The 25,732-nt window shown below is 71.5% G+C and carries 24 protein-coding genes; 14 read left to right on the top strand and 10 right to left on the bottom strand.

The window, feature by feature from the left end; genetic code table 11:
* Window positions 1–2 precede the first annotated feature (2 nt).
* Entirely contained in the window at window positions 3–443 is a 441-nt protein-coding gene (locus IO36_RS30910; protein ID WP_245173551.1) for a DUF6086 family protein, read from the top strand.
* 34 nt (window positions 444–477) lie between these two features.
* Here IO36_RS30910 and IO36_RS30905 read toward each other — a convergent pair whose 3' ends face one another.
* Entirely contained in the window at window positions 478–1,239 is a 762-nt protein-coding gene (locus IO36_RS30905) for a DeoR/GlpR family DNA-binding transcription regulator (protein WP_037624654.1), read from the bottom strand.
* Window positions 1,240–1,329: 90 nt separating this feature from the next.
* Here IO36_RS30905 and IO36_RS30900 point away from each other — a divergent pair, with 90 nt between their 5' ends.
* Entirely contained in the window at window positions 1,330–2,586 is a 1,257-nt protein-coding gene (locus IO36_RS30900) for an MFS transporter (protein ID WP_051901088.1), read from the top strand.
* Window positions 2,587–2,773: 187 nt separating this feature from the next.
* Here IO36_RS30900 and pntB read toward each other — a convergent pair whose 3' ends face one another.
* Window positions 2,774–4,228: a Re/Si-specific NAD(P)(+) transhydrogenase subunit beta gene (gene pntB, locus IO36_RS30895; protein WP_037624566.1), complete on the bottom strand. Its 1,455-nt coding sequence runs from the start codon at window positions 4,226–4,228 to the stop codon at window positions 2,774–2,776.
* A gap of 6 nt (window positions 4,229–4,234) precedes the next feature.
* Window positions 4,235–5,794, bottom strand: coding sequence for a Re/Si-specific NAD(P)(+) transhydrogenase subunit alpha (locus IO36_RS30890; RefSeq protein WP_037624565.1), 1,560 nt, complete (start codon window positions 5,792–5,794; stop codon window positions 4,235–4,237).
* A 708-nt stretch (window positions 5,795–6,502) separates the two neighbouring features.
* Between IO36_RS30890 and IO36_RS47130 the strand changes: the two genes are divergently transcribed.
* Together IO36_RS47130 and IO36_RS30885 are read left to right on the top strand one after the other, a co-directional pair.
* Window positions 6,503–6,997, top strand: coding sequence for a hypothetical protein (locus IO36_RS47130; protein ID WP_158997605.1), 495 nt, complete (start codon window positions 6,503–6,505; stop codon window positions 6,995–6,997).
* A gap of 142 nt (window positions 6,998–7,139) precedes the next feature.
* The gene (locus tag IO36_RS30885) at window positions 7,140–9,173 is read left to right on the top strand and encodes a DUF11 domain-containing protein (protein WP_037624563.1); all 2,034 of its coding nucleotides are present in this window, start codon (window positions 7,140–7,142) and stop codon (window positions 9,171–9,173) included.
* A gap of 111 nt (window positions 9,174–9,284) precedes the next feature.
* Here IO36_RS30885 and IO36_RS30880 read toward each other — a convergent pair whose 3' ends face one another.
* Both IO36_RS30880 and IO36_RS45050 read right to left on the bottom strand, forming a co-directional pair.
* A complete protein-coding gene (locus IO36_RS30880; RefSeq protein WP_037624561.1) occupies window positions 9,285–10,067 on the bottom strand; it encodes a GNAT family N-acetyltransferase in 783 nt (260 codons plus the stop codon).
* Between the two features lie 164 nt (window positions 10,068–10,231).
* Complete coding sequence (locus IO36_RS45050) at window positions 10,232–12,205, bottom strand: lamin tail domain-containing protein (protein WP_078943551.1); 1,974 nt, start codon at window positions 12,203–12,205, stop codon at window positions 10,232–10,234.
* A gap of 342 nt (window positions 12,206–12,547) precedes the next feature.
* On the opposite strand from IO36_RS45050, the gene IO36_RS30870 reads away from it, so the two are divergent.
* Window positions 12,548–12,961 (top strand): VOC family protein, encoded by a 414-nt coding sequence (locus IO36_RS30870; protein ID WP_037624559.1) that lies wholly within the window; start codon window positions 12,548–12,550, stop codon window positions 12,959–12,961.
* A gap of 61 nt (window positions 12,962–13,022) precedes the next feature.
* On the opposite strand, the gene IO36_RS30865 is transcribed toward IO36_RS30870, so the two are convergent.
* Complete coding sequence (locus IO36_RS30865) at window positions 13,023–13,607, bottom strand: DinB family protein (protein WP_037624556.1); 585 nt, start codon at window positions 13,605–13,607, stop codon at window positions 13,023–13,025.
* 85 nt (window positions 13,608–13,692) lie between these two features.
* On the opposite strand from IO36_RS30865, the gene IO36_RS30860 reads away from it, so the two are divergent.
* Window positions 13,693–14,082: a VOC family protein gene (locus tag IO36_RS30860; RefSeq protein ID WP_037624554.1), complete on the top strand. Its 390-nt coding sequence runs from the start codon at window positions 13,693–13,695 to the stop codon at window positions 14,080–14,082.
* A gap of 79 nt (window positions 14,083–14,161) precedes the next feature.
* On the opposite strand, the gene IO36_RS30855 is transcribed toward IO36_RS30860, so the two are convergent.
* A complete protein-coding gene (locus tag IO36_RS30855) occupies window positions 14,162–14,578 on the bottom strand; it encodes a nuclear transport factor 2 family protein (protein WP_037624552.1) in 417 nt (138 codons plus the stop codon).
* Between the two features lie 393 nt (window positions 14,579–14,971).
* Here IO36_RS30855 and IO36_RS30850 point away from each other — a divergent pair, with 393 nt between their 5' ends.
* The 4 genes from IO36_RS30850 to IO36_RS30835 all read left to right on the top strand — a co-directional run bounded on the left by IO36_RS30850 (window position 14,972) and on the right by IO36_RS30835 (window position 19,441).
* The gene (locus IO36_RS30850; protein ID WP_037624550.1) at window positions 14,972–15,505 is read left to right on the top strand and encodes a CbrC family protein; all 534 of its coding nucleotides are present in this window, start codon (window positions 14,972–14,974) and stop codon (window positions 15,503–15,505) included.
* Between the two features lie 203 nt (window positions 15,506–15,708).
* Window positions 15,709–16,527 carry an ABC transporter ATP-binding protein gene (locus IO36_RS30845; RefSeq protein ID WP_037624548.1) on the top strand — a complete coding sequence of 273 codons (819 nt, stop codon included), beginning with the start codon at window positions 15,709–15,711 and terminating at the stop codon, window positions 16,525–16,527.
* 79 nt (window positions 16,528–16,606) lie between these two features.
* Window positions 16,607–19,018, top strand: coding sequence for an FtsX-like permease family protein (locus tag IO36_RS30840; protein ID WP_245173550.1), 2,412 nt, complete (start codon window positions 16,607–16,609; stop codon window positions 19,016–19,018).
* A gap of 42 nt (window positions 19,019–19,060) precedes the next feature.
* Window positions 19,061–19,441, top strand: a complete 381-nt coding sequence (locus tag IO36_RS30835) for a hypothetical protein (RefSeq protein ID WP_245173549.1) — start codon at window positions 19,061–19,063, stop codon at window positions 19,439–19,441.
* 29 nt (window positions 19,442–19,470) lie between these two features.
* Here IO36_RS30835 and IO36_RS30830 read toward each other — a convergent pair whose 3' ends face one another.
* The gene (locus IO36_RS30830) at window positions 19,471–20,196 is read right to left on the bottom strand and encodes an alpha/beta fold hydrolase (protein ID WP_037624544.1); all 726 of its coding nucleotides are present in this window, start codon (window positions 20,194–20,196) and stop codon (window positions 19,471–19,473) included.
* 140 nt (window positions 20,197–20,336) lie between these two features.
* Between IO36_RS30830 and IO36_RS30825 the strand changes: the two genes are divergently transcribed.
* Both IO36_RS30825 and IO36_RS30820 read left to right on the top strand, forming a co-directional pair.
* The gene (locus IO36_RS30825) at window positions 20,337–21,584 is read left to right on the top strand and encodes a MalY/PatB family protein (protein WP_037624542.1); all 1,248 of its coding nucleotides are present in this window, start codon (window positions 20,337–20,339) and stop codon (window positions 21,582–21,584) included.
* A gap of 259 nt (window positions 21,585–21,843) precedes the next feature.
* Window positions 21,844–22,407 carry a GNAT family N-acetyltransferase gene (locus tag IO36_RS30820; protein WP_037624540.1) on the top strand — a complete coding sequence of 188 codons (564 nt, stop codon included), beginning with the start codon at window positions 21,844–21,846 and terminating at the stop codon, window positions 22,405–22,407.
* A gap of 29 nt (window positions 22,408–22,436) precedes the next feature.
* Here IO36_RS30820 and IO36_RS30815 read toward each other — a convergent pair whose 3' ends face one another.
* A complete protein-coding gene (locus IO36_RS30815) occupies window positions 22,437–23,165 on the bottom strand; it encodes a helix-turn-helix domain-containing protein (RefSeq protein ID WP_037624648.1) in 729 nt (242 codons plus the stop codon).
* A 297-nt stretch (window positions 23,166–23,462) separates the two neighbouring features.
* On the opposite strand from IO36_RS30815, the gene IO36_RS30810 reads away from it, so the two are divergent.
* The gene (locus tag IO36_RS30810) at window positions 23,463–24,071 is read left to right on the top strand and encodes a GtrA domain-containing protein (RefSeq protein WP_037624538.1); all 609 of its coding nucleotides are present in this window, start codon (window positions 23,463–23,465) and stop codon (window positions 24,069–24,071) included.
* Window positions 24,072–24,117: 46 nt separating this feature from the next.
* Here the strand turns inward: IO36_RS30810 and IO36_RS30805 are convergent, their stop codons facing one another.
* Entirely contained in the window at window positions 24,118–24,900 is a 783-nt protein-coding gene (locus tag IO36_RS30805; protein ID WP_037624535.1) for a VOC family protein, read from the bottom strand.
* A gap of 297 nt (window positions 24,901–25,197) precedes the next feature.
* On the opposite strand from IO36_RS30805, the gene IO36_RS30800 reads away from it, so the two are divergent.
* On the top strand, window positions 25,198–25,732 hold a 535-nt coding region (locus tag IO36_RS30800; protein ID WP_051901087.1), incomplete at its 3' end, for a DUF4097 family beta strand repeat-containing protein.

Below are 25,732 nucleotides of genomic sequence, written 5' to 3'. Positions count from 1 at the left end.
GCATGGATTTCGAGCTGGGTGAAGAGACGCTGTGGGACCCCTCGAACGGCGCCGGCCGCCTCTTCATGCGGCAGATCGAGGTGTTCGAGGCGGAACTCGGACTGCCCTCGGGGATCGGCCAGGGCAGGTTCTGGGGCGACCCGGACACGCTGGCCGTCGACCCGGTCCTCTACGAGGAGTTCGTCCAGCACCTGGTGGCCTGGCACTGCGGGACCGGGCACCGGGTGATCCTCGCCCTCTCCGAAGGGTTCGTGGCGGCGGCGGTCGCGCTCGCCCGGCGGGCCGGGATCGAGGTGGTGATACCCGGGCCCGAGGTCGATGCCATGGCCGGGGGAGCCCGGTTCGACGTACAGGTTCCGCCGGGACCCCGGCCGCAGCCGGGCGCCGTCGCCGAGGCGCTCAGTGGCCGGGCCGGCGAGATGGACCGGTGGATGGCCCGCTGACCGGGGGCCGGACGGGCCCCGCGAGGCCGGATCGTCAAACGGTCTTGACGATCGTGCCGCCGCTCTCCAGTGCCGCCACCTCGTCGGCGGGGGCCCCCGCGTCGGTGACCAGGGTGTGCAGGGCCGTGGAGGGACAGACGCGGGCGAAGGCGGAGTGGCCGAGCTTGCTGCCGTCCGTGGCCAGGACGACACGGCGCGCCGAGGCGATGGCCGCCTTCTTCACCGCGGCGTCGTCGAGGTCGTAGGCGGTCAGGCCGTCGGCCGCGCTCAGCCCGCAGCAGCCCATGACGGCGGTGTCGAACCGCAGGGCCGCCAGGGAGGCGAGGGTCAGCGGGCCGGTGAGCGCCCCCTCGGCGGCGCGGGGCTGTCCGCCGGGCACCACCAGCGTGGCCGTGCCGGGTGTCTCGCCGAGCAGATGGATGGCCTGCAAGGACAGCGGCATGACGGTGACGGGCCGCTCGCGCAGCAGGCGGGCGACCTCCAGACACGTGGTGCCGCTGTCCAGCAGGACGCTCTCGCCGTCGGCGACGAGCGCGCAGACCTCGGCGGCGATCCGGCGCTTCGCGTCGACGGACTCGTTGGTGCGCAGGGCGAACGGGGGCTCCTCGCCCCTGAGCAGCAGGGTGCGCGCCCCGCCCCGCACCCGTTCGAGCACGCCCTGCGCGGCCAGGGTGTCGAGGTCGCGCCGGATGGTCATCTCCGAGGCGCCGGTCAGCTCCGCGAGCTCCTGTACCGTGGCGCCGCCGGAGTCCCTGACTGCCTTCGCGATCAGCCCGTGCCGGTCTGCGTTGCTCATACCGGGATTGAACACCATCCCGTAACGAACGCACAATGTGTTCAATTCTCGAGCTTTCGCACATCCAAAACGTTCGTTACGGTGAGCGGCATGGAACGTTCGCTTCGGGCAGCCCGTGTGGCCACCTATGTCTACTTCGTCCTCTGCGGCACCCTGATGGGCGCCTGGGTGGTGCACATTCCGGCCGCCGAGGAACGCGTGGGCGTCAGCCACGCGACCCTGGGCGGTCTGCTGGTCCTGCTCGGCCTCGGCGCCTTCGCCGGGATGCAGGTGGCAGGTCCCCTGGCCGACCGGTTCGGCGCCCGGATCGTCGTGCCCGTCAGCGGAGTGCTGTGCGGAGCGTCCCTCATCCTGCCCGGCCTGGCCGACGACCCCTGGACACTGGCGGGCGCCCTGCTCGTCTTCGGGTTCTGCAACGGCTCCCTGGACGTGAGCATGAACGCCCACGCCGTCCACGTGGAGAAGGCCTACGGCCGGCCCGTCATGTCGGGCTTCCACGCCACCTTCTCCGTCGGCGGCGTCCTCGCCGCGCTCCTCGGAGCGGCCGCCGCGAGCGCCGGTCTGACGCCGGTCACGAGCATGGCCGTCATCGGGGCCGTCGGCATCGTGATCGCCCTGGCGACCGTACGGGCCCTGCTGCCCGAGGGCCCCGCGGCCGACCCCGCCGAGGCGGGTGCGGACGCACGTACCACCGACACCGGCGCGGACCCCGGCCCCGAGGCGGAGAGCGGGTCACCGGCGGCCGCCGCGCCCCGCGGTACGGGCGGGGGACGCGTCTGGCTCCTCGCCGCCCTGGCCTTCATGGTCATGCTGTGCGAGGGCGCCGCCAACGACTGGAGCGCGCTGCACCTCAAGGACGTCCTCGGCGCTCCCGCCGGTACGGCCGCCTTCGCCTACGGAACGTTCGCCGCCGCCATGACCATCGGCCGGCTCCTCGCCGACCGCATCGTCGCCCGCTACGGTTCCTTCGCGGTCCTGCGCCACGGCGCGGCCCTGGCCGCCGTCGGCATCACGCTCGTGGCGCTCTGCCCCTGGATGTGGGCCGCGTTCACCGGATGGGCCCTGTTCGGCCTCGGCCTGTCCGGCACGGTCCCGCAGCTGTTCAGCGCGGCCGGCCACGCCGACCCCGCCGCCGCGGGCGCCAACGTCTCCCGCGTCGCCGGACTCGGCTACGTGGGCATGCTCGCCGGGCCCGCCCTCATCGGCTGGCTGACCCACCTCGTCGCCCTCGACCACGCCTTCGTCCTGCTGACCCTCCTGTGCGTCACGACCGCCGCGGCCGCCGGTGTCCTGCGCACCGGATCCGGCCACACCCTCCGCAACGAGCCGGAACCCGTCGGCCACTGACGCCGTGCCGACCGGGTGAGCTCCACAACGCGTCTGTTCCGCTCGCGGATCGACGCGACCAGGGGAGCGGGTGCCCTCACACAAAAGCAACGGCCCACCGGCTGCCGCCCCCCGTGGGGGACGGACAGCCGGTGGGCCGTTGCCGTGACCGGTCGGGCCGGGCGGGAGCGTTGTGCCCCCGCAGGGCTCAGCGCGCCAGGGCCGCCTCGCTCGGGGCCTGGGCCCGCGGGTCGGCGGGCAGCGCGCGCAGGATGTCCTCGACGCTCTGCTTGGCGTCGCCGAAGAGCATGCCGCTGTTCTCCCGGAAGAACAGCGGGTTCTGCACGCCCGCGTAACCGGAGGCCATGGAGCGCTTGAAGACGACGACCTGCTCCGCCTCCCACACCCGCAGCACCGGCATGCCCGCGATCGGGCTGGTGGGGTCCTCCTCCGCCGCCGGGTTGACGGTGTCGTTGGCGCCGATGACCAGGACGACGGAGGTGTCGGCGAGGTCGTCGTTGATCTCGTCCATCTCCAGGACGATGTCGTACGGCACCTTGGCCTCGGCCAGCAGCACGTTCATGTGCCCGGGCAGACGGCCCGCCACGGGGTGGACGCCGAAGCGAACCTCCACACCGCGCTCCCGCAGCCGGCGGGTGAGCTCGGCGACCGGGTGCTGCGCCTGGGCCACGGCCATGCCGTAGCCGGGGGTGATGACGACGGACCGGGCCTGCGTCAGCAGCTCGGCCACCTCCTGGGCCTGGACCTCGCGGTGCTCGCCCTGCTCCTCGCCGCCGCTCGTGGGGGCCTCGATGCCGAATCCGCCCGCGATGACCGAGATGAAGGACCGGTTCATCGCCTTGCACATGATGTACGACAGGTAGGCACCCGAGGATCCGACCAGCGCGCCGGTGACGATCAGCAGGTTGTTGTCGAGCAGGAATCCCGCGGCCGCGGCGGCCCAGCCCGAGTAGCTGTTGAGCATGGAGACGACGACCGGCATGTCACCGCCGCCGATCGAGGCGACGAGGTGCCAGCCCAGCACGAGCGCGAGGACCGTCACGGCGATCATCAGACCGAGGTTCGGGCTGATGGTGAACCAGACCGTCAGCGCCACGAACGCCGCGAGCGCCGCCACGTTGAGCGCGTTCTTGCCCGGCAGGACCAGTGGCTGGGACTTGATGCGAGCCGACAGCTTGAGGAACGCGACGATCGAGCCGGTGAAGGTGACCGCGCCGATGAAGATGCCGATGAACACCTCGGCGTGGTGGATCCCCAGCAGGTCGGAGGTGACGTGCTTCTGCGCGGCGCCGTGCGCCTCGACCTCCAGGTAGCTGTTCCAGCCGACCAGCACCGCGGCGAGGCCGACGAAGCTGTGCAGCACGGCGATCAGCTCGGGCATCTGGGTCATCTCGACCTGCCGCGCCCGCCAGATGCCGATCGCGGCGCCCAGTGCCATCGCGACGAGGATGAGGGTGACCGCGCCCGCGGTGATGCTCTGCGCCGCGAGGACGACGGTGGCGACCAGGGCGAGGGTCATGCCGGCGATGCCGTACACGACACCGGCACGGGAGGTGCGGTGCTGGGACAGTCCCGCCAGACTGAGGATGAACAGGAGGGCGGCGACCAGGTCCGCAGCGTGGGACGCTGTAGTGGTAGTCATTGCGGCTCAGCCCTTCGAGAACATGGACAGCATGCGGCGGGTGACGGCGAAGCCGCCGAAAATGTTCACGCTCGTCAGCAGGATCGCCACGAAGGACAGCGTGGTGACGACCGCGCTCTCGTGCCCGATCTGCAGCAGCGCTCCTATCACCACGATCCCGGAGATCGCGTTGGTGACGGACATCAGCGGCGTGTGCAGCGCGTGGTGGACCTTGCCGATCACGTAGTAGCCGATCACCACCGCCAGGGTGAACACCGTGAAGTTCGCGGCGAGTTGCGCCGGGGCGAACGCGACCAGGCCGAACATCGCCAGCATGCCGGCGCCGATCAGGGCGAACCGGGCCGCCGGGGTGAGCCGCGACTCCTTGGGCTGCGCGGCCTGTGCCGTGGCCGCGGGAGCGGGCTGGGCGGGCGCGGCCGAGACGGCAACGGGCGGCGGCGGCCAGGTGACCTCTCCCTCGCGCACCACCGTCACCGCGCGCTGGACGACGTCGTCGAAGTCGATGACCAGCCGGCCGTCCTTGCCCGGCGTCAGCAGCTTGAGCAGGTTCACCAGGTTCGTGCCGAACAGCTGGGACGCCTGGGTGGGCAGCCGGGACGCGAGATCCGTGTAGCCGATGATGGTCACGTCGTTGTCGGTGACCACGGTCCGGCCCGCGACGGTCCCCGCCACGTTGCCGCCCTGGGAGGCGGCCATGTCGACGATGACGCTGCCCGCCTTCATCGCCGCCACGTCCTCCGCCGTGAGCAGACGCGGGGCCGGGCGGCCCGGGATCAGCGCGGTCGTGACGACGATGTCCACGTCCTTGGCCTGATCGTGGTACAGCTCGGCCGCGGCCCGGTCGTAGTCGGCGGAGGTCGCCTTCGCGTAACCGTCGGTGCTCTCCTCCTGTGCGACGTTCACCGGGAGGTACTCACCGCCCAACGACCGCACCTGGTCGGCGACTTCCGGCCGAGGATCGGTCGCCCGGACGATCGCGCCGAGACTGGATGCGGCACCGATGGCGGCCAGCCCGGCCACACCGGCACCGGCCACCAGCACCTTCGCCGGTGGGACCTTGCCCGCGGCCGTCACCTGGCCGGTGAAGAAGCGCCCGAACACGTGCGCCGCCTCGATCACCGCCCGGTATCCGGCGATGTTGGCCATGGAGCTGAGTACGTCCATCGATTGAGCGCGCGAGATGCGCGGTACCGCGTCCAGGGCCAGTACGGTGATGGGGCGGCTCGCGAGCTCGGCGAGGAGGTCCGCCCGCTGGGCGGGGCTGATCAGACCGACCAGGGTCGCTCCGTCGGGCACGCGCGCGATTTCGCCCGACGAGGGGGAGTTGACCTTCAGCAGGACGTCGGCGCCCCAGGCGTCCCCGATCCGTGCGCCCGCCCCGGTGTAGGCCTCGTCCGTGAAGCCCGACGCCGTGCCGGCCTCCGACTCGACGACGACCTCGTAGCCCAGCCCGACCAACTGGCGCACCGTGGCGGGCGTAGCCGCGACACGTGTCTCGCCCGGAGTGGACTCGGCCACCACTCCGATGCGCTGGGGCGGATGCTGGGCCGATTCTTGTGCGGGCATGGCGATGTCTCCCTCAGAGGGCGCGGAGGTGCAGGCGGGAATGGGTGATCAGGGGGAGTCCACGCCCCTTGGACGCAGGAACTTACATGGTGGAACAGGCTCTTCGGCACAGCACGCAGCCGTGACTTGCTTCACGTGAGGTCTGTTGCCGAGGACACGCCGAAAGGCCGCCATGATCCCGCGTTCCGAAAAGCGCTCGGGGCTGTTTCGGGGCCTTGGGAGTGGGTAGGGATGATGCCTTCCGCATCGCCCTGTGCCCGTTCTGTGCACCCGTCCGGCGGCCCGGGCCGCCGGCTGTCGGGACGTCAAAACGGCCGCATCGGTTCATCGCCATCGCGCCGACCCTCTTGGAGCGGTGTCCGTCCATGCCGTGGGGGAGCGGGCGGTCGACCTGACCGGCGTGCACGGGGGTGCCGGTCCGCAAACCGGGCGCCGGTCAAGGCGCCGTCACGGTCGGCTGGAATCAGGCAGTACGGAACTCCCGTTGCCACAGGAAGCAGGGCCGAGTCGGCCGTGGTCCCCGGGGCCGCCGCATCCGGCAGGCGCCCGCTGCCCGAAGGGCGTACGGCGGACCGGCACACCGACCCGCAGCCGCCGCGAGCCCGCCCGCGAACGACGTTCGTCAACCTCCGGGGCACCGTCCCGCCTTGTGGTGAGCCACCGCGTGGCGCCCCTCGGCTCCCGGGGACGGTGGAGCACAGTGGGCCGGTGCCTCCTCGCCCGCTGACCCTTCTCCTCCTGGCCCTGCTGAGCATCACGGGCTGCACCACCGTGACGCCCGATGCCCCGCCGGCCGACGGCCGCCCTGGTGTACGCGCCTCGCTCGCCGCCGACGGCCCGGCTTCGCCGACGCCCGTGACGCAGGTGCAGCCGTCGTCCCGGTCCGCTCTGGTACGAACCGAGCACCGGCCGCCCCGGCGCGGCCCCAAGGCCGCCAGGACGCACCGGCACCGGCCGGTGCGCCCGGTACGACGCGCGCCGGGCGTGATCCCGCCGACGCGCCGGGTGCCGCACGCACTAGTCGTTCCCCAGCACCGTGAGGCGTCGCGGACCCACGCGCGTCCCCAGCGTCATCGCCCACGTCCGCAGGCGCCGCGCGTCCGTCCGCAGCCCCGGCAGGGCCAGATGCGTCAGCTGTGCCGCAGGGCGAACGGGGTCACCGCCCCCGGCATCGTCGACCTGTGCCGCCGGACCTGGGGCTAGGGACCCGGCCGGACCAGCGGCGTCGACCATGTGAAAGCCATATCGACCCTGCTCACCCGGGCGGATGGAATCGTACGTCCGGTAAGGGCAACCCCCCTCGTGGTGGCCGTCGGGGCGTGCGGACGCCGGGAGGCTGTCGCGCATGTTCACACCCTTTGTTCGAACGGACCGGCAGGGCAGACGCCGCCGGTCCGTCGGCGCGCGGGCGGGTACCGTCGCCGCGACCGTCCTCGCCCTGGTCCTGACCCTCCCCGGCACCGCGGCCGCGGCCCCGGGCGGGCTGGACACCACGTTCAGCGGCGACGGCAAGGTGCTCACGGGCATCGCCGACGACGATCACGCCAACGACGTGGCGGTGCAGCCCGACGGGAAGATCGTCTCCGTCGGGGCGTCCGTCGACGACAGGGCGGTCGAGAGCGACTTCGCCCTGACCCGGCACAACCCCGACGGCACCCCGGACACCGGCTTCGGCGGGGACGGCACGGTCACGACCGCCGTCAACAACCTCGGCTCGAGCCTCCAGTGGAGCGAGGCCCAGGCCGTCACCCTTCAGTCCGACGGCAAGATCGTCGTCGTGGGCAGCAGCTGGCGGGAGTACGAGGACTGCTGCTGGTTCGTGGTGGCCCGCTACAACCCCGACGGGACCCTGGACAACACCTTCAGCGGCGACGGCCGGGTGTTCGCCGACTTCGACGGGCCGACCGAGGCCCGCGACGTGGCGGTCGACGCGAGCGGCAGGATCGTCGCGGCCGGATACAGCGGGGGCCGGATGGCGGTGCTCCGCCTCACGAGCGACGGCACCCCGGACCCCACGTTCGGCGGCGACGGGTCGGTGACCGCCAACCCGGCGGGGCAGACCCTGCAGGAAGGCGGTGACGGCCGCGCGCTGGCACTGCAACCCGACGGGAAGATCGTCGTCGGAGGCGAAGTCGGCACGACCGCCTTCGACTTCGCGCTGATGCGCTTCAACACCGACGGCAGCGTGGACACGACCTTCGACGGCGACGGCATCGTCCGCACCGACTTCGGCGACTACGACTCCGTGGAAGGACTCGCGGTCCAGCCCGACGGGAAGATCGTCGCCGCCGGCGGCAGCGGCGCCCGCTTCGCCCTGGCCCGCTACCTTCCCAACGGCGCCCTGGACACCAGCTTCGACGGCAACGGCAAGGTGATCACCCCGGGCGGCGGGGCGGCGGACGTGGCGCTCCAGCCGGCCGACGGCCGGATCGTCGTCGCCGGGACCAACGGCCCCGGTGGCGACTTCGCCGTCCTGCGCTACAACCCCGACGGCAGCCAGGACACCGGCTTCGGCACCGGTGGCCTCGCGACCGCGGACTTCGGCGGCACGGACACCGCGCGCGGTCTGACCCTCCAGCCGGACGGGAAAATCGTCGCGGCCGGTGGTGGCGGACCCGACGGCGACTTCGCCCTGGCCCGCTTCGAGGGCGGCGGCTCCCCGCCGCCACCGCCCGGGGTGGACCTGTCGGTGACGAAGTCCGGTCCGGCCACGGTCAGCATCGGCGACCGGGCCACGTACACCGTGCGGGTGACCAACACCAGCACGACGACCGCAGCGACCAATGTCTCCCTGTCCGACACCCTCAGCGGAGTCGCCGCCTCCGTCGTCTCGGCGACCGCGACCTCCGGCACCTGCACCACCACCGCCACAACGGCGAGCTGCGCCCTCGGCACCCTCGCGCCCGGCGCCGCCGTCACCGTGACGGTCGCAGCCGAACCGCGGGCCACCGGTACCCTCACCGACCGGGCCACGGCCACCGCCACCCAGACCGACCCGAACACCGGCAACAACACCGCGACGGCGGGCACCACGGTCAACAACGCCCACGGCTGCACCCGCATCGGTACCAGCGGCAACGACAGCATCACCGGCACCAGCGGCAACGACGTCATCTGCGCCCTCGGCGGCGACGACACCGTCAACGCCGGCGCCGGCAACGACACCGTCCTCGGCGGCTACGGCAACGACCGCATCGACGGCGGAACCGGCAACGACACCCTCAACGCGGGTGCCGGCAACGACACGCTGCTCGGCAACGTCGGCAGCGACAACCTCAACACCGTCGACGGTGTCTCCCGCAACGACACCGCCGACGGCGGCCCCAACACGGACACCTGCACGACCGACACGGGCGACACCCGCCTCAACTGCCCCTGATCCGGACCGCATTCCGACGAGACCGGCCCCGTACGCAGGACGTGCGGGGCCGGTGCCGTGTCCGTTCGCCTCGGACCATGTCACACGTCCGGGCTCCCGCCCTGACAGCCCTCAGGGCGACCAGACGTACGGAGTCGTCGTGGTGACGGCGTGCAGGCCGAGGCGGCCGAGGATCGGGGCGCTGTCCGCCGAGGCATCGACGTAGAGGTAGGGGACGCCGCGGGCGGCGGCGAGCTGGGCCCTGTGGGCGACCATGGCCCGGTAGATGCCCCGGCCGCGCCACTCCTCCAGGGTCGAACCGCCCCAGAGCCCGGCGAAGTCGACGCCGTCCTTGAACACCAGCCAGGCCGCGCAGACGACTTCCCCGCCGGCCTCGGCGACGAGGACCACGATGTTCTCCGGGGCGCTCTGGACCCGGGCAATGAGGTCGTCGGCGAGCCAGCTCCAGTCCTCGCCCCAGACGGTGCTCTCCATCGCGGCGATGCGCCGCAGGTCCTCGCCGGAGGTGACACGGCGAAGGGTCACCCCCTCGGGCAGGACGGGGTCGGCGGCGAGATCGGCGGAGCGTCCGATGAGCACGGTCTCCGGGTCCTCGGCGACGAAACCGGCCGCGACGAGCCGGTCGGTGAGGTCGCCGGGCAGATCGTGGGCCCGGGTCTTCCACTCGACGGCCTCGCCACGGTCCGCGTAGTAGTCACGCTGCCGCGCGATGAGTTCGTCGAGTTCCTCCCCACGCACCCCGAGGTCTCGCGGCCCCGTGACGAAGCCACGATGCCAGCCGACGACACGCGTCAGCGGACCGTCCGTCTCGACACGGGTGCTCCCGCCGGGCGGAGTGACACCACGCAACTGCGCGTCGTACGCGTCACGGAGATCGTTGATCAACTTGTCCATCACCCGAACACTGTACGGACCGGGTCAACCGAATAAACGGAGCTGCCGGGGGCTCGGTGGGTGCGAGGTCGGTTCGGGTGGGTGGCGAGAAGCTCCTGGCAGTCGGGGGCCTTGGTCGTGCCCCGACTGCCAGGAGCCTCAGTGCTGTTGGCCGGTTGGCGGACTCAGCAGGGGAAGGTGCCGCTGTAGAGGGCGTGGCCGTAGGACGAGGTGCCGGAGCCGAAGCCGTAGATGCCGTCGTCGGACCAGACCGCCTCGCGGAAGCCGCTGACGCACGTCGACGCCGGCGCGACGGCGAAGCCCTCCAGGTTGTCCACAGGCATGACCGCCGGGTTGGTGTAGGTCACGTCCGGGACGATCGCGCCGCTCGCGTTGACCTTCATCAACGTGTGCGTCTCACCGCAGGTGTTGTCGCAGGTGGCGATGATGCGCTGGGTTCCGGCGTCGTAGGTCACGTCCATCACCGAGGCCTTGCCGGTGGCGATGGTGCCGAACGTGGTGAACGTACCGTCGGAGTTGAGGCCGTAGACGTGGAGCGAGCCGTCCCACTCCAGGCCGGCGAAGAACAGGCCCGAGCCGTGCAGCGGGTAGTTCGCCGGGTTGTACGCCGAGCCGGTGAGCGGGTCGACCCAGCCGTTGGCGGTGAGCCAGCTGTCCGGGACGTAACCGACGCCCTCGAAGCCGAGGTTGGCGTCGTCCTTGCTGCCCGTGTTCAGCTGCGGGAACTGCGCGGTCATGTCCCACTGGTGGACCGGCGTCAGCGTCGAGCCGGTGGCCGCGGGATCGAACTCCATGATCGTGTCCTTGGGCACCGTGTTGTTGGCGTTGTCACGCTCGGAGGTCACGTAGATGTGGCCGTTGGCGCCGACGGTCAGGCCCTCGGAGTCCGGCTGGCCGGAGCCGTTCGAGAAGCGGATCTGCTTGCCGGTCGCGCTCCAGGAGGAGTCCGGGATCCACTTGCCGTTGCTCTTGACCAGCTTGTACAGCCAGTTCTTGTTCTTGGCCGCCCACAGCACCGACGGATTCGACGGATCGAAGGCCAGACCGCTCACGTCACGGCCCTCCGTGCCGGTCGACGTGGTGAACGCGCAGACGTTGTCCGCGATGGTGACGTCAAGACCGCCCGGCCACGCCAGGGTGCCCGACGGGGTGGAACCTGTGCCGCTCGGCGCCTCGGGGGTGCACCCGCTGGTGAGCGAGCCGCCGCCGCCCAGCAGCTGGCCGGTCTGACCGCCGCCGCCACCACCGCTGCCGGAGCAGGAGTTGGCGCTGCCGAAGGTCGCGGTCGCGGCGGTCTGGAACCAGCCGGTGCCGTCGGCGCAGCGCTCGTCCGACGGCGTGGCGCCGTTGGCCGCCCAGGTCACCGAGTCGACCGTGTTGCCGCTGCCGTCCAGGAGGAGGACGGAGTCGTTGCCGCCCAGTCCGATGGTGGAGTTGAACGTGACGCGGCCGCCCGCGGGGATGCTGGTCGCGCTCGGCGAGGAGGACGAGACGGTGACCGCGGAGTGCGTGGTGTCGTTGTCGACGTACTTCCACGAGCTGAGGCTGACGGCGCTCGTGCCGCCGTTGTACAGCTCGACGGTGTCCGAGCCGTCCGAAGTGACCTCGTTGATCCGGACCTTGCTCGCCGCGGGGATCGACGCGGGGCATCCGCCCGCGTTCGCGGAGCCGAACGTGGCCGCCGTGGTCGTGGTCACCCAGGCACCGGAGCCGTCACCGCCGCAGCGTGCCATCGCCGGCTTCGCCTTGCCGCTGGCCCAGTCGACCCGGTCGACGAGCGTGCCGTCGGCGGTGTAGATCACGAGCTTGTCCGCGTCGCCCAGTCCCTTGGGCGAGTCGAAGGTGACGAAGCCGCCGGCCGCGATCGTGGTGGACGACGGGGTGAACGACTGCTGCGAGAAGCTGTCGTCGGACATCTTCCAGCCGCTGATGCCGACCGCGGCCGACCCGGCGTTGTACAGCTCCACCGTGTCGTTGTTCGACGAGGTGACTTCGTTGATCCGGACGTTCTGGAAGCCGGCGGGGTCCGCCGCAGCGGCGGGCTGCGCGGCGACCAGCCCGGAGATGAGCAGACTTGAGACGGTCAAGGCCCCGGCGACTACCGAGGCGAGGCGCTTGCGCGAAGAAGATGAAGGCACGAGGCCGAACTGTGCTGTTCAAAGTTTGACGAAGGGTGCACTCCAGCTGAATGAAACCCGCTGGCCAGACGAACCGCAGGTGAGAGCCCCCGCTGACGTCCCTGTCGGGTTCGCTCCCGTCACTCACGAGTGCGGGCGTCTCAGGCATACCGGTGCTCGTTGCAGCCGGCTCGTGCCGTGAGGGCGGGATGGTGAAGCCGGGTGATGCCCCCGTGAGCGTGGCCCGGTGAGCGGCGTTCTCTCGAAGGCGGCCGTCCCGCAGGATCCGACAGCTCGTCAACCGGGGCGGACAGGGGGCGTTTTCGAAGTCCGGCCCATTCGATCCTGTGACAAGATCGTGGGATGCTGCGACTGACGGACTTCATCATCGACTGCCCGGACACGATGAAGCTGGCCGCCTTCTACTCCGAGGTGGTGGGGCTCCCGGTCAAGGAGGGCAGCAACGCGGATTGGGCCAGTATCGAGTTCGGCGACATTGAACTGGCCTTCATCCAGGTGGAGGACTACCGCGCCCCGCAGTGGCCCGACAGCGAGCACCCCAAGCAGTTCCACCTCGACTTCGAGGTCGACGACATCGAGGCCGAACAGCGCCGCGTCCTGTCCCTCGGCGCGACCCTGGAGCGGGACTGCGTCGGCTCCAGCGGGTACGGCTTCCGCGTCTACTCCGACCCCATCGGCCACCCCTTCTGCCTCTGCCGCAACAAGGGTGTCCAGTGGATCGACCAGCGCCCCGTCTGGCCCGAGCGCGACCAGTAGGCCGGGTTTCGAGGCGCCGGTGGAGCCAGTCGTTCAAGCCTTGATCGTCAAGCCTTGGTGGTCAAGACTTGATCGGTGCGGCCGCTCTGGCGGCCTGCTCGACCTTCGAGAAGTAGGCCGCACGCGCTTCCTCGTCGATCTGCTGCTCATGTTCCGGACGCATCCCGGTCCGGCCGTCGATGCCCTCGCGCAGGATGTCGGCGTGCCCGGCATGCCGGTTCGTCTCGCCGAGGACATGGACCATGACGGCGAACAGGTTCGTGTTGGGGGAGGGCTCCGCCCACCACGGCACGTGGCCGGGGGCGTCGAGGGGAAGCCCCTCGATCGTCGCGTCCGCGTGCTCCCACGTACGCCGGTAGAACCCGATGATCTGATCGCGGGTCTCGTGCTCGGCCGCCCACAGATCGCCGCCGTCGTGGTCCTGCCAGCGGGGCAGTGGTTCCGGGGAGGGGCGGTCGAAGACCTCGCCGAAATACCTGGCCTCGACGCCGGCCACGTGCTTGACCAGGCCGAGCAGGCTGGTCCCGGTCGCTGTCAGAGGTCGGCGGGCGTCGTACTCGGACAAGCCGTCGAGTTTCCAGAGCAGGGCCTCGCGGTCCCGCCGCAGTCTCCGGTGCAGGTTGTCCTTCGCGAAATCATTGATCATGCGTCACGAGCCTGCCATGGGCTGCTCGTAGGCTCAAGATCCCCTACGTGGTCCGCGACGAGCGGCGGTTTGAGAAGATCGCGGTATGGCCGACTCATCCGCGCAGATCAATGCCCTCATCGTCGATGCCGACGACCCCGAACGGCTCGCCGCGTTCTGGTCCGAACTGCTCGGGAGGCCGATCGTGGGCCGCATGGGCCCCTACGTGTGGCTGCGGCGGGAGAACGGCCTGGGCCTGGGCTTCCAGCGCACCGACGAAAGCCGGACGGGCAAGAACCGGATGCATTTCGACATCACTGCCTCCGACCCCGCCGCCGAGCAGCAACGGGTCGAGTCACTCGGCGGGCGCAGGCTGGAGCAGTACGCCGACGGTGGGTTCCTGGTCATGGCGGACCCCGAGGGCAACGAGTTCTGCGTCATCCCTGAGGGCCCCTTCGAGCTCGACGACGAGGGGCGCGCGAGCTACCTGGACTGACAGCCGGACGCGGACGAGACAAGTCACCCGGGGCGCTGAAAGAGCCACGCGGGAGGGACGGTCCGCCCCTGTCGAGTCGTCAGCCCGCCGCCGTCGCTCCGCTCAAGGGGATCCGGCGTGGCGACACCTTGCGATGGCTGATCCGCCAGCCACGCGGGGTCCGCACGACCGTGTCGTCGTAGGTGACGGAACCGCAGGAGCCGTCCGCCGTGATGCCGAGCCCCTTCGAGCGGACCAGCGCCCGGCCCTCCTCGGCGGCCGTGACGACGACGTTGGTGACGTGGTGTGCGACGGGGTTGGCCGCGCCGAGCACCCGGGCGGCCTCTTGGATGGCCGCCACTCCGGAGAGCGGCCGCTGGCCGAAGTCGGTCAGGTCGTAGACCACGTCGGCGGTGAACAACTCGTCCAGCCGGTCGAGGGCTCCGTCGTCGATGAGGTGACCGTGCAAGGAGACCAGTTCGGTGATGGCCAGGCGGTCTTCGAGAGCGAGCGACACATGTGTCCTCTCCGGCCCCGCATGGAAGGCACGAGGCCGAGCATCGTTGGTCGTCCGTACGCGGCCCACCGCCCGAGGTGTTGGACGACAGCGGCCCCGCACACGTCGCGATCGTCCCGCACCGAGGACCCGTCTGTCACCCCGACCCCTCGTACCCAGCCGACCGAGCCCGAGGCCGTACCGTCGCCCGCACTGCGACCTCGAGGACCGCCACCCTCACCGCGCAGCTCGCGAGCCTGCGCGCCGCCACCTCCCTGACCAGCAGAAATCCACGCCTGGCTCTTGATCGCGGCGGTGCTTGCGCTACAGACTGCGACCCATGAGATTGTCCAGCAGCCCCACCCACGCTCAGCCCCGTGTCGTCGTGGCCCACCGCGTGCGGCAGGCGCACGCGTGAGCGTCGACCTGCCCTCCTTCCGCTACCACCCCGATCCCGTCGCCAGCGGATCCTTCCGCGCGAGCACCGAGGTCTGCGCCTGCTGCGGACGGGCCACCGGCTGGATCTACACGGCGAGCTTCTACACGGCGCAGGACGTCAGCGGACGATTCTGCCCCTGGTGCATCGCCGACGGCAGTGCCGCCGCACGATTCGAAGGCGAGTTCACCGACGCGTACGGGCTCGACGGCGTCAGCGCCGAGATCCTGGAGCAGGTCACACGCCGAACCCCCGGATTCAGCGCCTGGCAGGATCCGCACTGGCTCGTCCACTGCGGTGACGCCGCGGCCTTCATCGGCGAGGTCGGCCACGCCGAGCTCGCTCGCCACCCCGACGCGCTCGACGGGCTCCGTACGGAGCTCCGCCTGAGCGGCTGGCACGACGAGGGCCAACTCGAGACCTTTCTGACCAACCTCGGTGTCGGCGCGACCGCGATGCTCTTCCGCTGCACCGAGTGCGGGGCCCACCTCGCCTATGCCGATGCCTCGTAGCCACGGTCAGTACCAGCTGAGTGACCATGTTCCGTGCAGTCAATGCGCCCAGGGTTCCGATCGCGACGAGTAGCCTCCGGCCCGCGCCCGTTCGTTCTCGGGTTATCCCCACCTCTGATCCGCCGGCAGCCGCCATGGTCCGGCGTGGCCGTGATCCGTAGCGTCGAAGTGTCGCTACGAGGAGATCGTGAGAGGGCGGGACATTGAGGCTGCGTGGGAACAGGCGACGGACCACGGACGAGGGGACGGGGGTCCAGGGTTCTCGGTCCGGGACCGCTGTCGAACTGCGCGGGGTCCGGCGGCGGTACGGGCGTGGCAGCGCCGCCGTCGATGCCCTCGCCGGGGTCGACCTCGCCCTGGGCCGTGGGACGTTCACCGCCGTCATGGGCCCCTCGGGCTCCGGGAAGTCCACGTTCCTGCAGTGTGCCGCAGGGCTCGACCGGCCGTCGGCCGGGTCCGTACGGCTGGGGGGTACGGAGATCACGGGCATGCGCGAGAACCAGCTCACCGAACTGCGCCGCAGCCGCCTCGGCTTCGTCTTCCAGGCGTTCAACCTGCTGCCCTCCCTCACCGTCGAGGAGAACGTGCTGCTCCCGATGCGCCTGGCCGGCCGGCGACGGGACCGCCGCCGGGCCGCCGAAGTCCTCGCGCAGGTCGGGCTCGCCGACAAGGCCGGGCGTCGGCCGGGCGAGCTCTCCGGAGGGCAGCAGCAGCGGGTCGCCATCGCCCGCGCCCTGGTGACCAGCCCGGACGTGATCTTCGCCGACGGACCCACCGGCGCCCTCGACACCACCACCGCCGCCGAGGTCCTCGGCCTGCTGCGCCAGGCGGTGGACGTCCTCGGCGCCACGGTCGTCATGGTCACCCACGACCCGGTGGCGGCAGCGTGGGCCGACCGCGTGCTGTTCCTCGCGGACGGCGTCTTCGCCGACGCCCTCGACCGGGGCTCGGCGGAGCAGATCGCGGCGCGGATGGCCACCCTCGGCTCCCGTACGCGCGTGATGGCGAGGGCCGCGGCGTGAGGAGCCTCGCCCCCAAGGCCTGGCCCGCGCGGCCGTCCGCTTCAAACCCGCCTCGTTCGCGGGCACGTTCGTCGCCCTCATGATGGCGGCACTGATCGTCTCCGCCTGCGGAATCCTCCTGGAGACCGGTGTGCGGGCCTCCGTGCCCGCGCAGCGGTACGCGAAGGCGCCGGTCGTCGTCGGGGCCGACCAGTACGCGCACCTGATCACCGGCAGCGGCGACGGCCGCTCGGACTCCCCGGCCCTCCTGCCGGACACGGCCCGACTGGACGCGGCGTTGACGGACCGGGCGTCGCGCGTGCCCGGTGTGAAGGCGGCGGTGGCGGACCAGACGTTCCCGGTCCGTCAGGGCCAGGACACGCTCACCGGGCACGGCTGGGGATCACACGTCTTCACCGGTACGGCGCTCACCGCGGGAGCCGCGCCCCGCACCGGCGAGGTCGTGCTCGACACGGCGGCCGCGCGAGCCGCGAAGGCCGGTGTCGGTGACACCGTCGCGCTCGAAACCGCCACCGGGCGCACCGCTTTCCGCGTGTCCGGGCTGGCGACGGCAGGTTCGGGCGAGGTGGCCGGCGGCGCCACCGACTGGTTCGCGGACGCCGAGGCCGCCACGCTCGCCGGGCACGCGGGCAGGGCCGATGCGATCGCCGTGATGCCGAAGGACGGCACGGACGTGGACACCCTCGCCACCGCCGTGCGGAAGGCGGTCTCCGGCTCCGGCGCCGAGGTCTACACCGGCGCGGGCCGTGGCGCCGTCGAGGACCACGGGCTCGGGTACGCCAAGGAGACGCTCACCGGCCTCGGAGGCTCCTTCGGCGGGATCGCCACCGTGGTCGCGGTGTTCACGGCGGCCGGCACCGTCGCGCTGTCCGTCGGCCAGCGGGCCCGGGAGTTCGCACTGCTGCGCGCGATCGGGGCCACGCCGAGACAGATCCGCCGCGCGGTCGCCGCCGAGGCCGTACTCGTCGCCCCCGTCGCCGGTCTTCTCGGCTGCCTGCCCGGCGCCGGGCTCGCGCACTGGTGGTTCGGTCAGCTGAAGGACCGCGGGGCCGTCCCGGCGGACGTGCACCTGCACGTGTCCTTCGTACCGCTGCTCGTGGCGGTGGGCACCGGCCTGCTGACCGCGCTCGTCGCCGGATGGGCGGCCGGCCGCAGGCCCGCGAAGACGAAGCCGGGCCAGGCGCTCACCGAGGCGTCGGTCCAGCGGCTGCGGCCGGGCGTGGTCCGTACCGCGCTCGGCGTCGGCGCCCTCGTCGGCGGCGTGTTCCTCACCGGCCTGGCCGCCCGGTCCGCCGGGGACGACGCCGCCAACGCCGCCCTCGGCGTCGTGATGCTCTTCATGCTCGCCGTCGCCCTGCTCGGCCCGCTCGTGGCGTGGGTGTGCGCCACGCTGTTCGGACTGGTGCTGCGCGAGGGCGGACCCTCGGCCTCGCTGGCCGCCGCCAACTCCCGTACGAACGCGCGACGGCTGGCCTCGGCGATCACGCCGATCGTGCTGGCCGTGGCATTCGCCTCGACCCTCGTCTTCATGCACACCAGCGAGAGCCACGTCGCCGCGCGCCAGCTCCGGGCCGGCGTCACGGCCGACCACGTGGTCACGCGTCCCGGCGGACTGCCCGCCGGCGCCGTCGACCGGGCGGCCAGCGCGCCGGGCGTCGACGCGGCGGTCGGCCTGCTCGACACACAGGTCCTCGTGCCCGTCGGCTCCGGCGGCGACCGATGGCTCCAGGGTGCGGCGACCCAGGGCGTCACCGGCTCCGCCGCACAGCTCGCGCGGGTCGAGGACCTGGACGTACGCAGCGGGAGCCTGGACCGGGTCGGCAGTGGCCGCATCGCCATCGACAAGACCCTCGCGACCGCGGCGAAGACCGGGGTCGGCGACCGGCTGTCCCTCTACCTCCCGGACGGGACCAGGGCCCGCCCCGAGGTCGTCGCCGTCTACGGCCGCGGCCTCGGGCTCGCCGCGGTCACCATGGACCGCGCGTCCCTGGCCGGCCATGTCACGTCGGGCTTCGACAGCACAGTGCTCGTACGGGGCGGCGAGGCGAGAGCCCTGACTTCCCTCGGGGAGGTGGCCGACGCCTCCGGGTACGCCGTCCAGCAGGACGAGGACCACGAGCTGAACGCCTGGGCCAACTACACGATGGCCGGTGTCCTCGGCGGCTTCGCGGCCGTCGCTGCGGTCAACACCCTGGTGATGACCGTCCTGGACCGCCGCCGCGAACTCGGCATGCTCCGCCTCGTCGGCTCGACCCGGCTCCAGGTGATGCGGATGCTTCGCTGGGAGGGCCTGCTCGTGGCGGTGACGGGCGTGGTCCTGGGCACCGCCATCGCGGCCGCCACGCTGGTCCCGATGATGCGCGGTCTCACGGGTGAGTCCCCGTACGTTCCCCCACTGGTCTACGGAGCGTTCGCCGCGACCGCCGTCGGCCTTTGCCTGCTCGCGGTCAGCCTTCCGGGGCGAGCGGCGCTGCGGGACGGACAGGGCTGAAATCCGGGTGCCCCTTGGGAGAGGCCGTGCGAGCATCGCCGGGTGAGCGACGACGAGCAGCATGCCGGAGCCGCCGGGGACCGTCCGCACGAGGACGCGACCATCGCGCGCGTCGTGCAGACCTGCGGCGGCTTTCCGGCCCAGTGGGACGCCTGGACCACCTCAGGCCAGTACCTGTACCTGAGGTACCGCCACGGTGAGGGGACCGTCGAGCAGCACCCGAGCGAGGACACCGACACCTGGGACGGTGAGGAGTCGAGGCTTCGGACGTGCTGGGACGACGGAACGGGCGGCGGCCGGATCGATCTCGGCGACTTCCTCACCAGAGCAGGGCTGCGGCTGGCCCCGGACGCCGAGGTCGAGCCCGCGACCGCTCCCGCACCCGGGACCGCTCCCGCACCCGGGATCCCTCGGAAGACGTGACACGTCGGGCGATCGAGGGGGCCGCGTCTTCAGTCGACGGCGGGGAGTTCGCGGGCGAAACGGCGGACGGCGTCGGTGAAGGCCTCCGGATCGTCGAAGTTGGCGAGGTGCCGCGCCCGGGGGATCAGTTCGACGCGGGCGTTCGGATGTGCGCGGGCGAAGTCCGCCTCCCCCGCCCGGAAGACGGTGTCCTTCTCGCCGTTCAGGATGAGGACCGGGGCCTTCACATGGCGCATCGCGCTCGCGTCGAAGCGTCCGAGCACCTCGCCCCAGGCCGCCGGGAGGGTGTGGAACGCGTAGCCCGACCGGATGGTCGCCTCCACCACGTCCCGTGAGTAGAGGCGCCGCAGCAAGCGGTCGTTCCACCGGGTCAGGCGATCAGCGGTCACCAGGGGGACGAGCCCGGCGATCCACCGGTACGGCAGGGCCGAAAGACCACGGGTGGACGCGCTGGCTCCCGCGAGGACCAGCCCCCGCAGCCGGTGCGGACTGAGCCGGGCAAACTCCAGCGCCGCGTACCCGCCGAGGGAGTGCCCGACGACCAGGGCGGGCCCGCGGTCGAGCGAGTCCACCGCGGCGGCGATGATCTCGGTCGCGGCACTCAGGCTCCAGGGCTGGGCCGCGCGCTCGCCGTGGCCGGGAAGATCGACGGCGACCACCGGGAACTCGTCCCGCAGCGCGGCGAGTTGAACGCTCCACTGCCCCGCGCTGAAGCGCGTCCCGTGGACCAGAACCATGGGCACTGCGTCCGTCATCGGTCCCCCCAGGTGACATGTTCCTGGGCCCCGACCCTACCGATGGGATCCTTCCAGCGATCGCGTTCAGGAACGATCCCGTTCAAGAATGATCGAGTTTCAAGAGCGATCAAACGGGACGCCCTGGCTACCATCCAGGCATGTCACCTGAGAGCGCACCTCGCGGTCGGGCACGGCAGAGCGGTGCCGTGGCGAGGGACGGATCGATCTTCGACGCCGTCATCGACCGCAGGAACAGCAACTCCATGAAGTGGGCAGCCGCCGACCAGTTCCTGACGGCGGACGAGATCGCCGCGGACCCGCTGCCCATGTGGGTCGCCGACACCGACTTCCGGGCTCCTCAGGTGGTGATCGACGCGCTCCATCAGGCCGTGGAATACGGGGTGTTCGGGTACCCGGGCGGCGCGACCGACAGCTACCTCGACGCCGTGACCGGCTGGCAGGCCAAGCGCTTCGGCTGGGAGGTGCCGCGCGAGTGGGTGATGCAGACCTCCGGCATCATCACCACGCTCAAGACCGCCGTGCAGGCGTTCTCCGCACCCGGCGACTCGGTCCTGATCCAGCCCCCGGTCTACGTCCACTTCCACGAGGACGTCCTGCTCAACGGCCGTCACCTCGCCTTCGCGCCCCTCGAGCGCCACGACGACGGCTACCGCTTCGACGCCCGTTCGTTCGAGGCGGCCATCCGTCCCGACACCAAGCTGTTCATCCTCAGCCACCCCCACAACCCCACCGGGAACGTCTGGACGGAGGACGAACTGCGGACCATGGGCGAGATCTGCGCCCGGCACGACGTCCTGGTCGTCTCCGACGAGGTCCACCAGGACCTCGTCCTCGATCCGGACGGCAGTCACATCCCCTTCGCCTCGCTCGGCGAGGAGTTCGCGCGCAACAGCATCACCTGCACCTCCCCGAGCAAGACGTTCAACCTGCCCGGCCTGCAGAGCGCCAACGTCTTCGTGCCGGATCCCCGGCTGCGGGCGGAACTGGCCCGCCAGTACGATCGCAATGTGTTCCCGCTGGTCAATGTGCTGGGCATGGTCGCGGCGGAGGCGGCGTACGCGCACGCCGAGCCCTGGCTCGAGGAACTGCTCACCTACCTGCGCGCCAACCACGCGGCCTTCGCACAGGCGGTCAACTCGGCCACGTCCAAGGTACGGGTACTGCCGGCCGACTCCCTGTACCTGGCGTGGATGGACTGCCGGGGCCTGGGGATGGACGCCGAGTCGCTGGACCGGTTCATGCTGACCAAGGCACGGCTGTGGCTGGACAAGGGCCAGAAGTTCGGAGCCGAGGGACACGGCTACATGCGGGTGAACCTGGGCTGTCCCCGCTCCACGGTCGACGAGGCCGTGAAGCGCCTGCTCTCGGCGGTCGGGGGTCCGTGAGGCGCATGCCCTGACGTCACCGTTTCCGACGGTCGTCGCGGGGGGCCGTGGGGGCCCGCCGGGGTCCGCGGGGGATGACAGGACGCCGGCGGGCGGTACGGCGCTCCGGGCGGAATCACGGTCCCGCGCGGAGCCGTTCACGGTTCCCATGGTTCCGGGTGGGGCTCGGTCCGCGCTGGGGCGGTGGTGGAGTGCCGTTGCCACGAGCCCCCGAGAAAAATCACTGGGTCCGTGACCCGCTTCCGGGCATGATCCGCTTGTGGATACCTATCTCGAGACCGACCGCCTGACGCTGCGCCGCTTCACCGCCGATGACGCGGACCTGCTGATCGAGCTGGACAGCGACCCGGCGGTCATGCGCTATCTGTCCGGCGGCGAACCCACCGCGCCGGACATCGTCCGCGAGCGCTACATTCCGAACATCCTCGCCGGCTACGCGAAGTGGGACGGCGACCTGGGGCTGTTCGCCGCCCACGAGAAGGACGGCGACGCGTTCATCGGCTGGTTCATCCTGCGCCCCGAGCCGGACGGCCCGCGGGACGAGGTCGAACTCGGCTACCGGTTGCGGCAGGCCGCCTGGGGCCGCGGGTACGCCACCGAGGGCTCGCGGGCCCTGCTCGCCAAGGCGTTCACGGAGCTCGGGGTGCGCACGGTCTGGGCCGAGACGATGACCGTGAACCGCGGTTCGCGCAACATCATGGAGAAGCTCGCCATGACGCACACGGAGACCATCCCGACTCCGCCCGACATGGAGATGGTCGAGGGTTCCGAGCACGGGGGAGTTCGGTACGAGATCACCCGGGAGCAGTGGGAGCGGTCCTAGGGCCTGCCCGACCGTGGTGTGAACCGGCGTCAGGTGCGGTCGGTGGGCGTGGGCTTGGAGTGCAGGACCTCGCGGGCCTGTTCGGCGGCACGCATGATGCTCTCGCTGATGTGGTCGAGGAAGCGGGCCACGTTCTCGAGCCGGATCGCGGCGGGGGTGTCGTGGCCGAGCACCGCGGCGCCCTCGCGAGCGGTCCTGACGACCTCGTCGTTGGCGCGGGCGCTGGCGATGGTGGCCTGGTAGAAGAGCTCGCTGTCGACTACGTAGCGATCCCGGCGGCCCTCGTCGCGTTCGCGGCGCACGAGGCTCTGGCTCTCCAGGAACGTGATGGCCTTCGAGATGGAGGCCGGACTGACCTGGAGGCGCCGGGTCAGCTCCGACGCGGTGAGGCTGCCCGCGTCGGAGGTGAACAAGCTGGTCAGGACACGTGCCGGGATCCTGGACACGCCGGAGGCCATGAGGACGTTGGTGAAGGTCTCCTCGTAGTCCGCCACGGCCTGGGCGTCGCGCCCGTGCGGCTGGGGCGCCGATTCCGGACCCTGGGACGGGGCGGTCCTGCGGCGGTGGGCGCGGCGTTCGGTGGCGCGGTGGGCGACTTCGGCCCGGTAGGAGGTGGGCCCGCCGTTGCGCATCACCTCACGGGTGATGGTCGAGGTGGGCCGGCCCAGGTTCCGGGCGATCTCGGCGTACGGGAGGTTGTCGGCCAGCCCCAGCGCGATCTGCTGGCGCTCCTGCTGGGTGAGTCGGCCTCCCGGCATCGCGGTCTCCTCGGTGATCCCTCGTCGTGCTTCCTGGTCCACCTCACCGTAGTGTTCACGCGCGTTCATTGCAATGGAGTTGTCGAGGCGTTGTTGCGTTAGGTGGTGAATCATTGCAACAATTTCCCGCTGTCTGCCTGCGAAATCGACCAATACTCGAGATAAATGTGTTGCCGCCAGTGTGAAGGCAACGTAGCTTTTCCGTTGTTGGAAACAGAGGTCGGAGGGTTCGCGCGCCCGGGAGCGCGTGTTCGGGGAGCGGCCGGATCGAGCGGGCGGTCGACAGGGGTGGGGATCATGGAAACAGTGCGGGGCGGCCGACGCGCCGCCGGTCCGGGCGCCTTAGCGGCGTTCGCGCGCTTCGTGCTCTGCGGTGGGGGCGTGGGGTTGGCCTCGAGCTTCGCCGTGGCCGCACTCGCCTCCTGGATGTACTGGGGACTCGCCAACGCCCTGGTCACCGCCGCGTCCACCCTCCTGGCCACCGAGTTGCACGCCCGGTTCACGTTCGGTGCGGGCGGGCGCGCGACCTGGCGCCAGCACGTGCAGTCGTCCGGCTCGGCCGCGGCCGCGTACGCGGTCACCTGTGCGGCGATGCTGGCCCTCCACCTGGTGGTGGCGTCGCCCGGTGCCGTGCTCGAGCAGGCCGTCTACCTCTCCGCCTCCGGACTCGCCGGTGCGGCGCGGTTCGTGGTGCTGCGGCTGGTCGTCTTCGCGCGCGGCCACAAGGGCGGCGCGCGGGGCGCGGCCGTGGCCACCCGTCAGGGCCGTGCGGGAGGGGCGGACGTCGTTCCCGGGGCGCGCCCCGTTCCTGGCCTGGGCCCCATTCCTGGCGCACGCCCCGTGTCCGCGGTCGCGGGCCGCGTCGCGGCACCGGGGGGTCAGGCGGAACTCTGCCGCGCCGCCTGACCGGAGCGAGCGGGCCGCCGGGCCTCCGCCCGGCGGCTCATTGCCGTCACATCCGCGGGTCCGGCTTGAGAAGGGCGAACGCCGCGCCGGACGGGTCCGCGAGCCAGGCGATCCGGCCCACCTCCGGGACGTCGGCCGGCGGCATCAGCACCGACCCGCCGTTCGCCGTGGCCGTGGCGGCCGTGGCGTCGGCGTCCTCCGCGAAGAAGTAGGGCACCCAGCGGGGCCGTTCGCCCGGGCCGTCACCCATCGGGGCGACGCCGCCGAAGGAGGCGTCCTGCTGGTCGCCGTCCTTGGTGCTCAGTACCCGGTACGTCATGCCCGGCGTCTGCATGTCCTGGCTTCGCCAGCCGAACACGCCCTCGTAGAAGGCGATGGCGGCCAAGGGGTCGGGGACGTGCAGTTCCGCCCAGAGCAGCGTGTTCGGGGCGGAGGCGATCTCCAGCCCCGCGGTCTTGCCGGGCTGCCACAGTGCGAACTCGGCGCCCTGCGGGTCGGTGGCCTGTGCCAGATGGCCCTCGCCCATGACGTCCATGGGCTCCATCCGGATGGTGCCGCCGCCGGCCGTGATGGCCGAGACGGTGGCCCCGATGTCGTCGGCCTTGAAGTGGATCATCCAGGCGGACCGCGCCCCCTCCTGGGTGAGCGGCCCGAGCGCGGCGACGGTCTTCCCGTCGATCTGGAAGAACCCGTACCCGCCCGCCTCCGGACCGGCGGAGACGAACTGCCAACCGAACACGGCGCCGTAGAACGCTGCCGCCGCCTCGGTGTCGGGGCTGCCGAGGTCGAGCCAGTTGGGCGATCCGGTGCTGAAGTCGGTACCGAGCATGAGGGGTCCTCCAGGACGTCGGTCGATCGTGCGGAGGCAACGATGCCGACCCGGCCCGCCGCGGGCCACCTGTGGCCACGGGTGGGTCACGCCTCTTCACCCGTACGGGCCAGCGTGCGCGCCGCGCCAGGGTGTGCGGCGCGTGACATCTCACCGCCTCACGGCCGACTTCGGCGCTCCGCGCGTCGGCTCCTGCCCCGACGCGCGTCCGGCAGTGCGTTCAGCGCCATCCATTGCAACGAGCGCGACACCTCGTATTGCATTAAGCGGCAGGGTGGTTGCAACAAAATCAACGCAATGACCTGTTGTTACTGCAATCTGACGCATCACGACCGGGCCGACACCACCGTGGAGGTCCTGCCCGCCGACGCCTCCCAGGGCCGTGACGTGAAGGCGGCCGAGCGCACCGAGGTCTCCTACGCCGACGGGGTCCTGCGCATCGAGATCCCCGGGGCCCGCAGCCGGATCCTCGGCTCCTCCGGTTCCGTCGAGGTGACCGTGCAGCTGCCGGCCGGCTCCAGGGTCGAGGCGACGACGGCCGCCGCCGAACTGCGGGGCGTGGGACGCCTCGGCAACGTCACCTTCGAGGGCGGCCACCGCACCGTCAAGCTCGACGAGGCCGACCGCGCGCACCTGACCGGACTCGACGCCGACATCACGATCGGCCGCCTCAACGGCCCCGCCGAGATCAGCACCCAGAAGGGCGACATCACCATCGCCCGGGCCGCCTCCACGACCCTCACCCTCAGCGCCCAGGCCGGCGACATCACCGTCGGCGAGGCCGCCCCCGGCACCCTCACCCTCACCACCCTCAAGGGCGACATCACCGTCG

It is taken from the genome of Streptomyces aureus (genome assembly GCF_000725495.1).
GTDB classification, from domain to species: Bacteria; Actinomycetota; Actinomycetes; order Streptomycetales; family Streptomycetaceae; genus Streptomyces; species Streptomyces aureus_B.
The sequence above is the reverse complement of the archived record's forward strand: the minus strand, read 5'-3'. Positions and strand labels throughout refer to the sequence as shown.

What these genes read in the sequence shown, in the direction of transcription:
- IO36_RS30885 (WP_037624563.1), top strand. Translation starts at nt 7,140, where the DNA reads ATGTTCACACCCTTTGTTCGAACGGACCGGCAGGGCAGACGCCGCCGG.
- IO36_RS30860 (WP_037624554.1), top strand. Translation starts at nt 13,693, where the DNA reads ATGGCCGACTCATCCGCGCAGATCAATGCCCTCATCGTCGATGCCGAC.
- IO36_RS30900 (WP_051901088.1), top strand. Translation starts at nt 1,330, where the DNA reads ATGGAACGTTCGCTTCGGGCAGCCCGTGTGGCCACCTATGTCTACTTC.
- IO36_RS30880 (WP_037624561.1), bottom strand. Translation starts at nt 10,067, where the DNA reads ATGGACAAGTTGATCAACGATCTCCGTGACGCGTACGACGCGCAGTTG.
- IO36_RS30865 (WP_037624556.1), bottom strand. Translation starts at nt 13,607, where the DNA reads ATGATCAATGATTTCGCGAAGGACAACCTGCACCGGAGACTGCGGCGG.
- IO36_RS30825 (WP_037624542.1), top strand. Translation starts at nt 20,337, where the DNA reads ATGTCACCTGAGAGCGCACCTCGCGGTCGGGCACGGCAGAGCGGTGCC.
- IO36_RS30815 (WP_037624648.1), bottom strand. Translation starts at nt 23,165, where the DNA reads ATGCCGGGAGGCCGACTCACCCAGCAGGAGCGCCAGCAGATCGCGCTG.
- IO36_RS30830 (WP_037624544.1), bottom strand. Translation starts at nt 20,196, where the DNA reads ATGACGGACGCAGTGCCCATGGTTCTGGTCCACGGGACGCGCTTCAGC.
- pntB (WP_037624566.1), bottom strand. Translation starts at nt 4,228, where the DNA reads ATGACTACCACTACAGCGTCCCACGCTGCGGACCTGGTCGCCGCCCTC.
- IO36_RS30905 (WP_037624654.1), bottom strand. Translation starts at nt 1,239, where the DNA reads ATGAGCAACGCAGACCGGCACGGGCTGATCGCGAAGGCAGTCAGGGAC.
- IO36_RS30840 (WP_245173550.1), top strand. Translation starts at nt 16,607, where the DNA reads ATGATGGCGGCACTGATCGTCTCCGCCTGCGGAATCCTCCTGGAGACC.
- IO36_RS30810 (WP_037624538.1), top strand. Translation starts at nt 23,463, where the DNA reads ATGGAAACAGTGCGGGGCGGCCGACGCGCCGCCGGTCCGGGCGCCTTA.
- IO36_RS30870 (WP_037624559.1), top strand. Translation starts at nt 12,548, where the DNA reads ATGCTGCGACTGACGGACTTCATCATCGACTGCCCGGACACGATGAAG.
- IO36_RS30890 (WP_037624565.1), bottom strand. Translation starts at nt 5,794, where the DNA reads ATGCCCGCACAAGAATCGGCCCAGCATCCGCCCCAGCGCATCGGAGTG.
- IO36_RS30805 (WP_037624535.1), bottom strand. Translation starts at nt 24,900, where the DNA reads ATGCTCGGTACCGACTTCAGCACCGGATCGCCCAACTGGCTCGACCTC.
- IO36_RS30910 (WP_245173551.1), top strand. Translation starts at nt 3, where the DNA reads ATGGATTTCGAGCTGGGTGAAGAGACGCTGTGGGACCCCTCGAACGGC.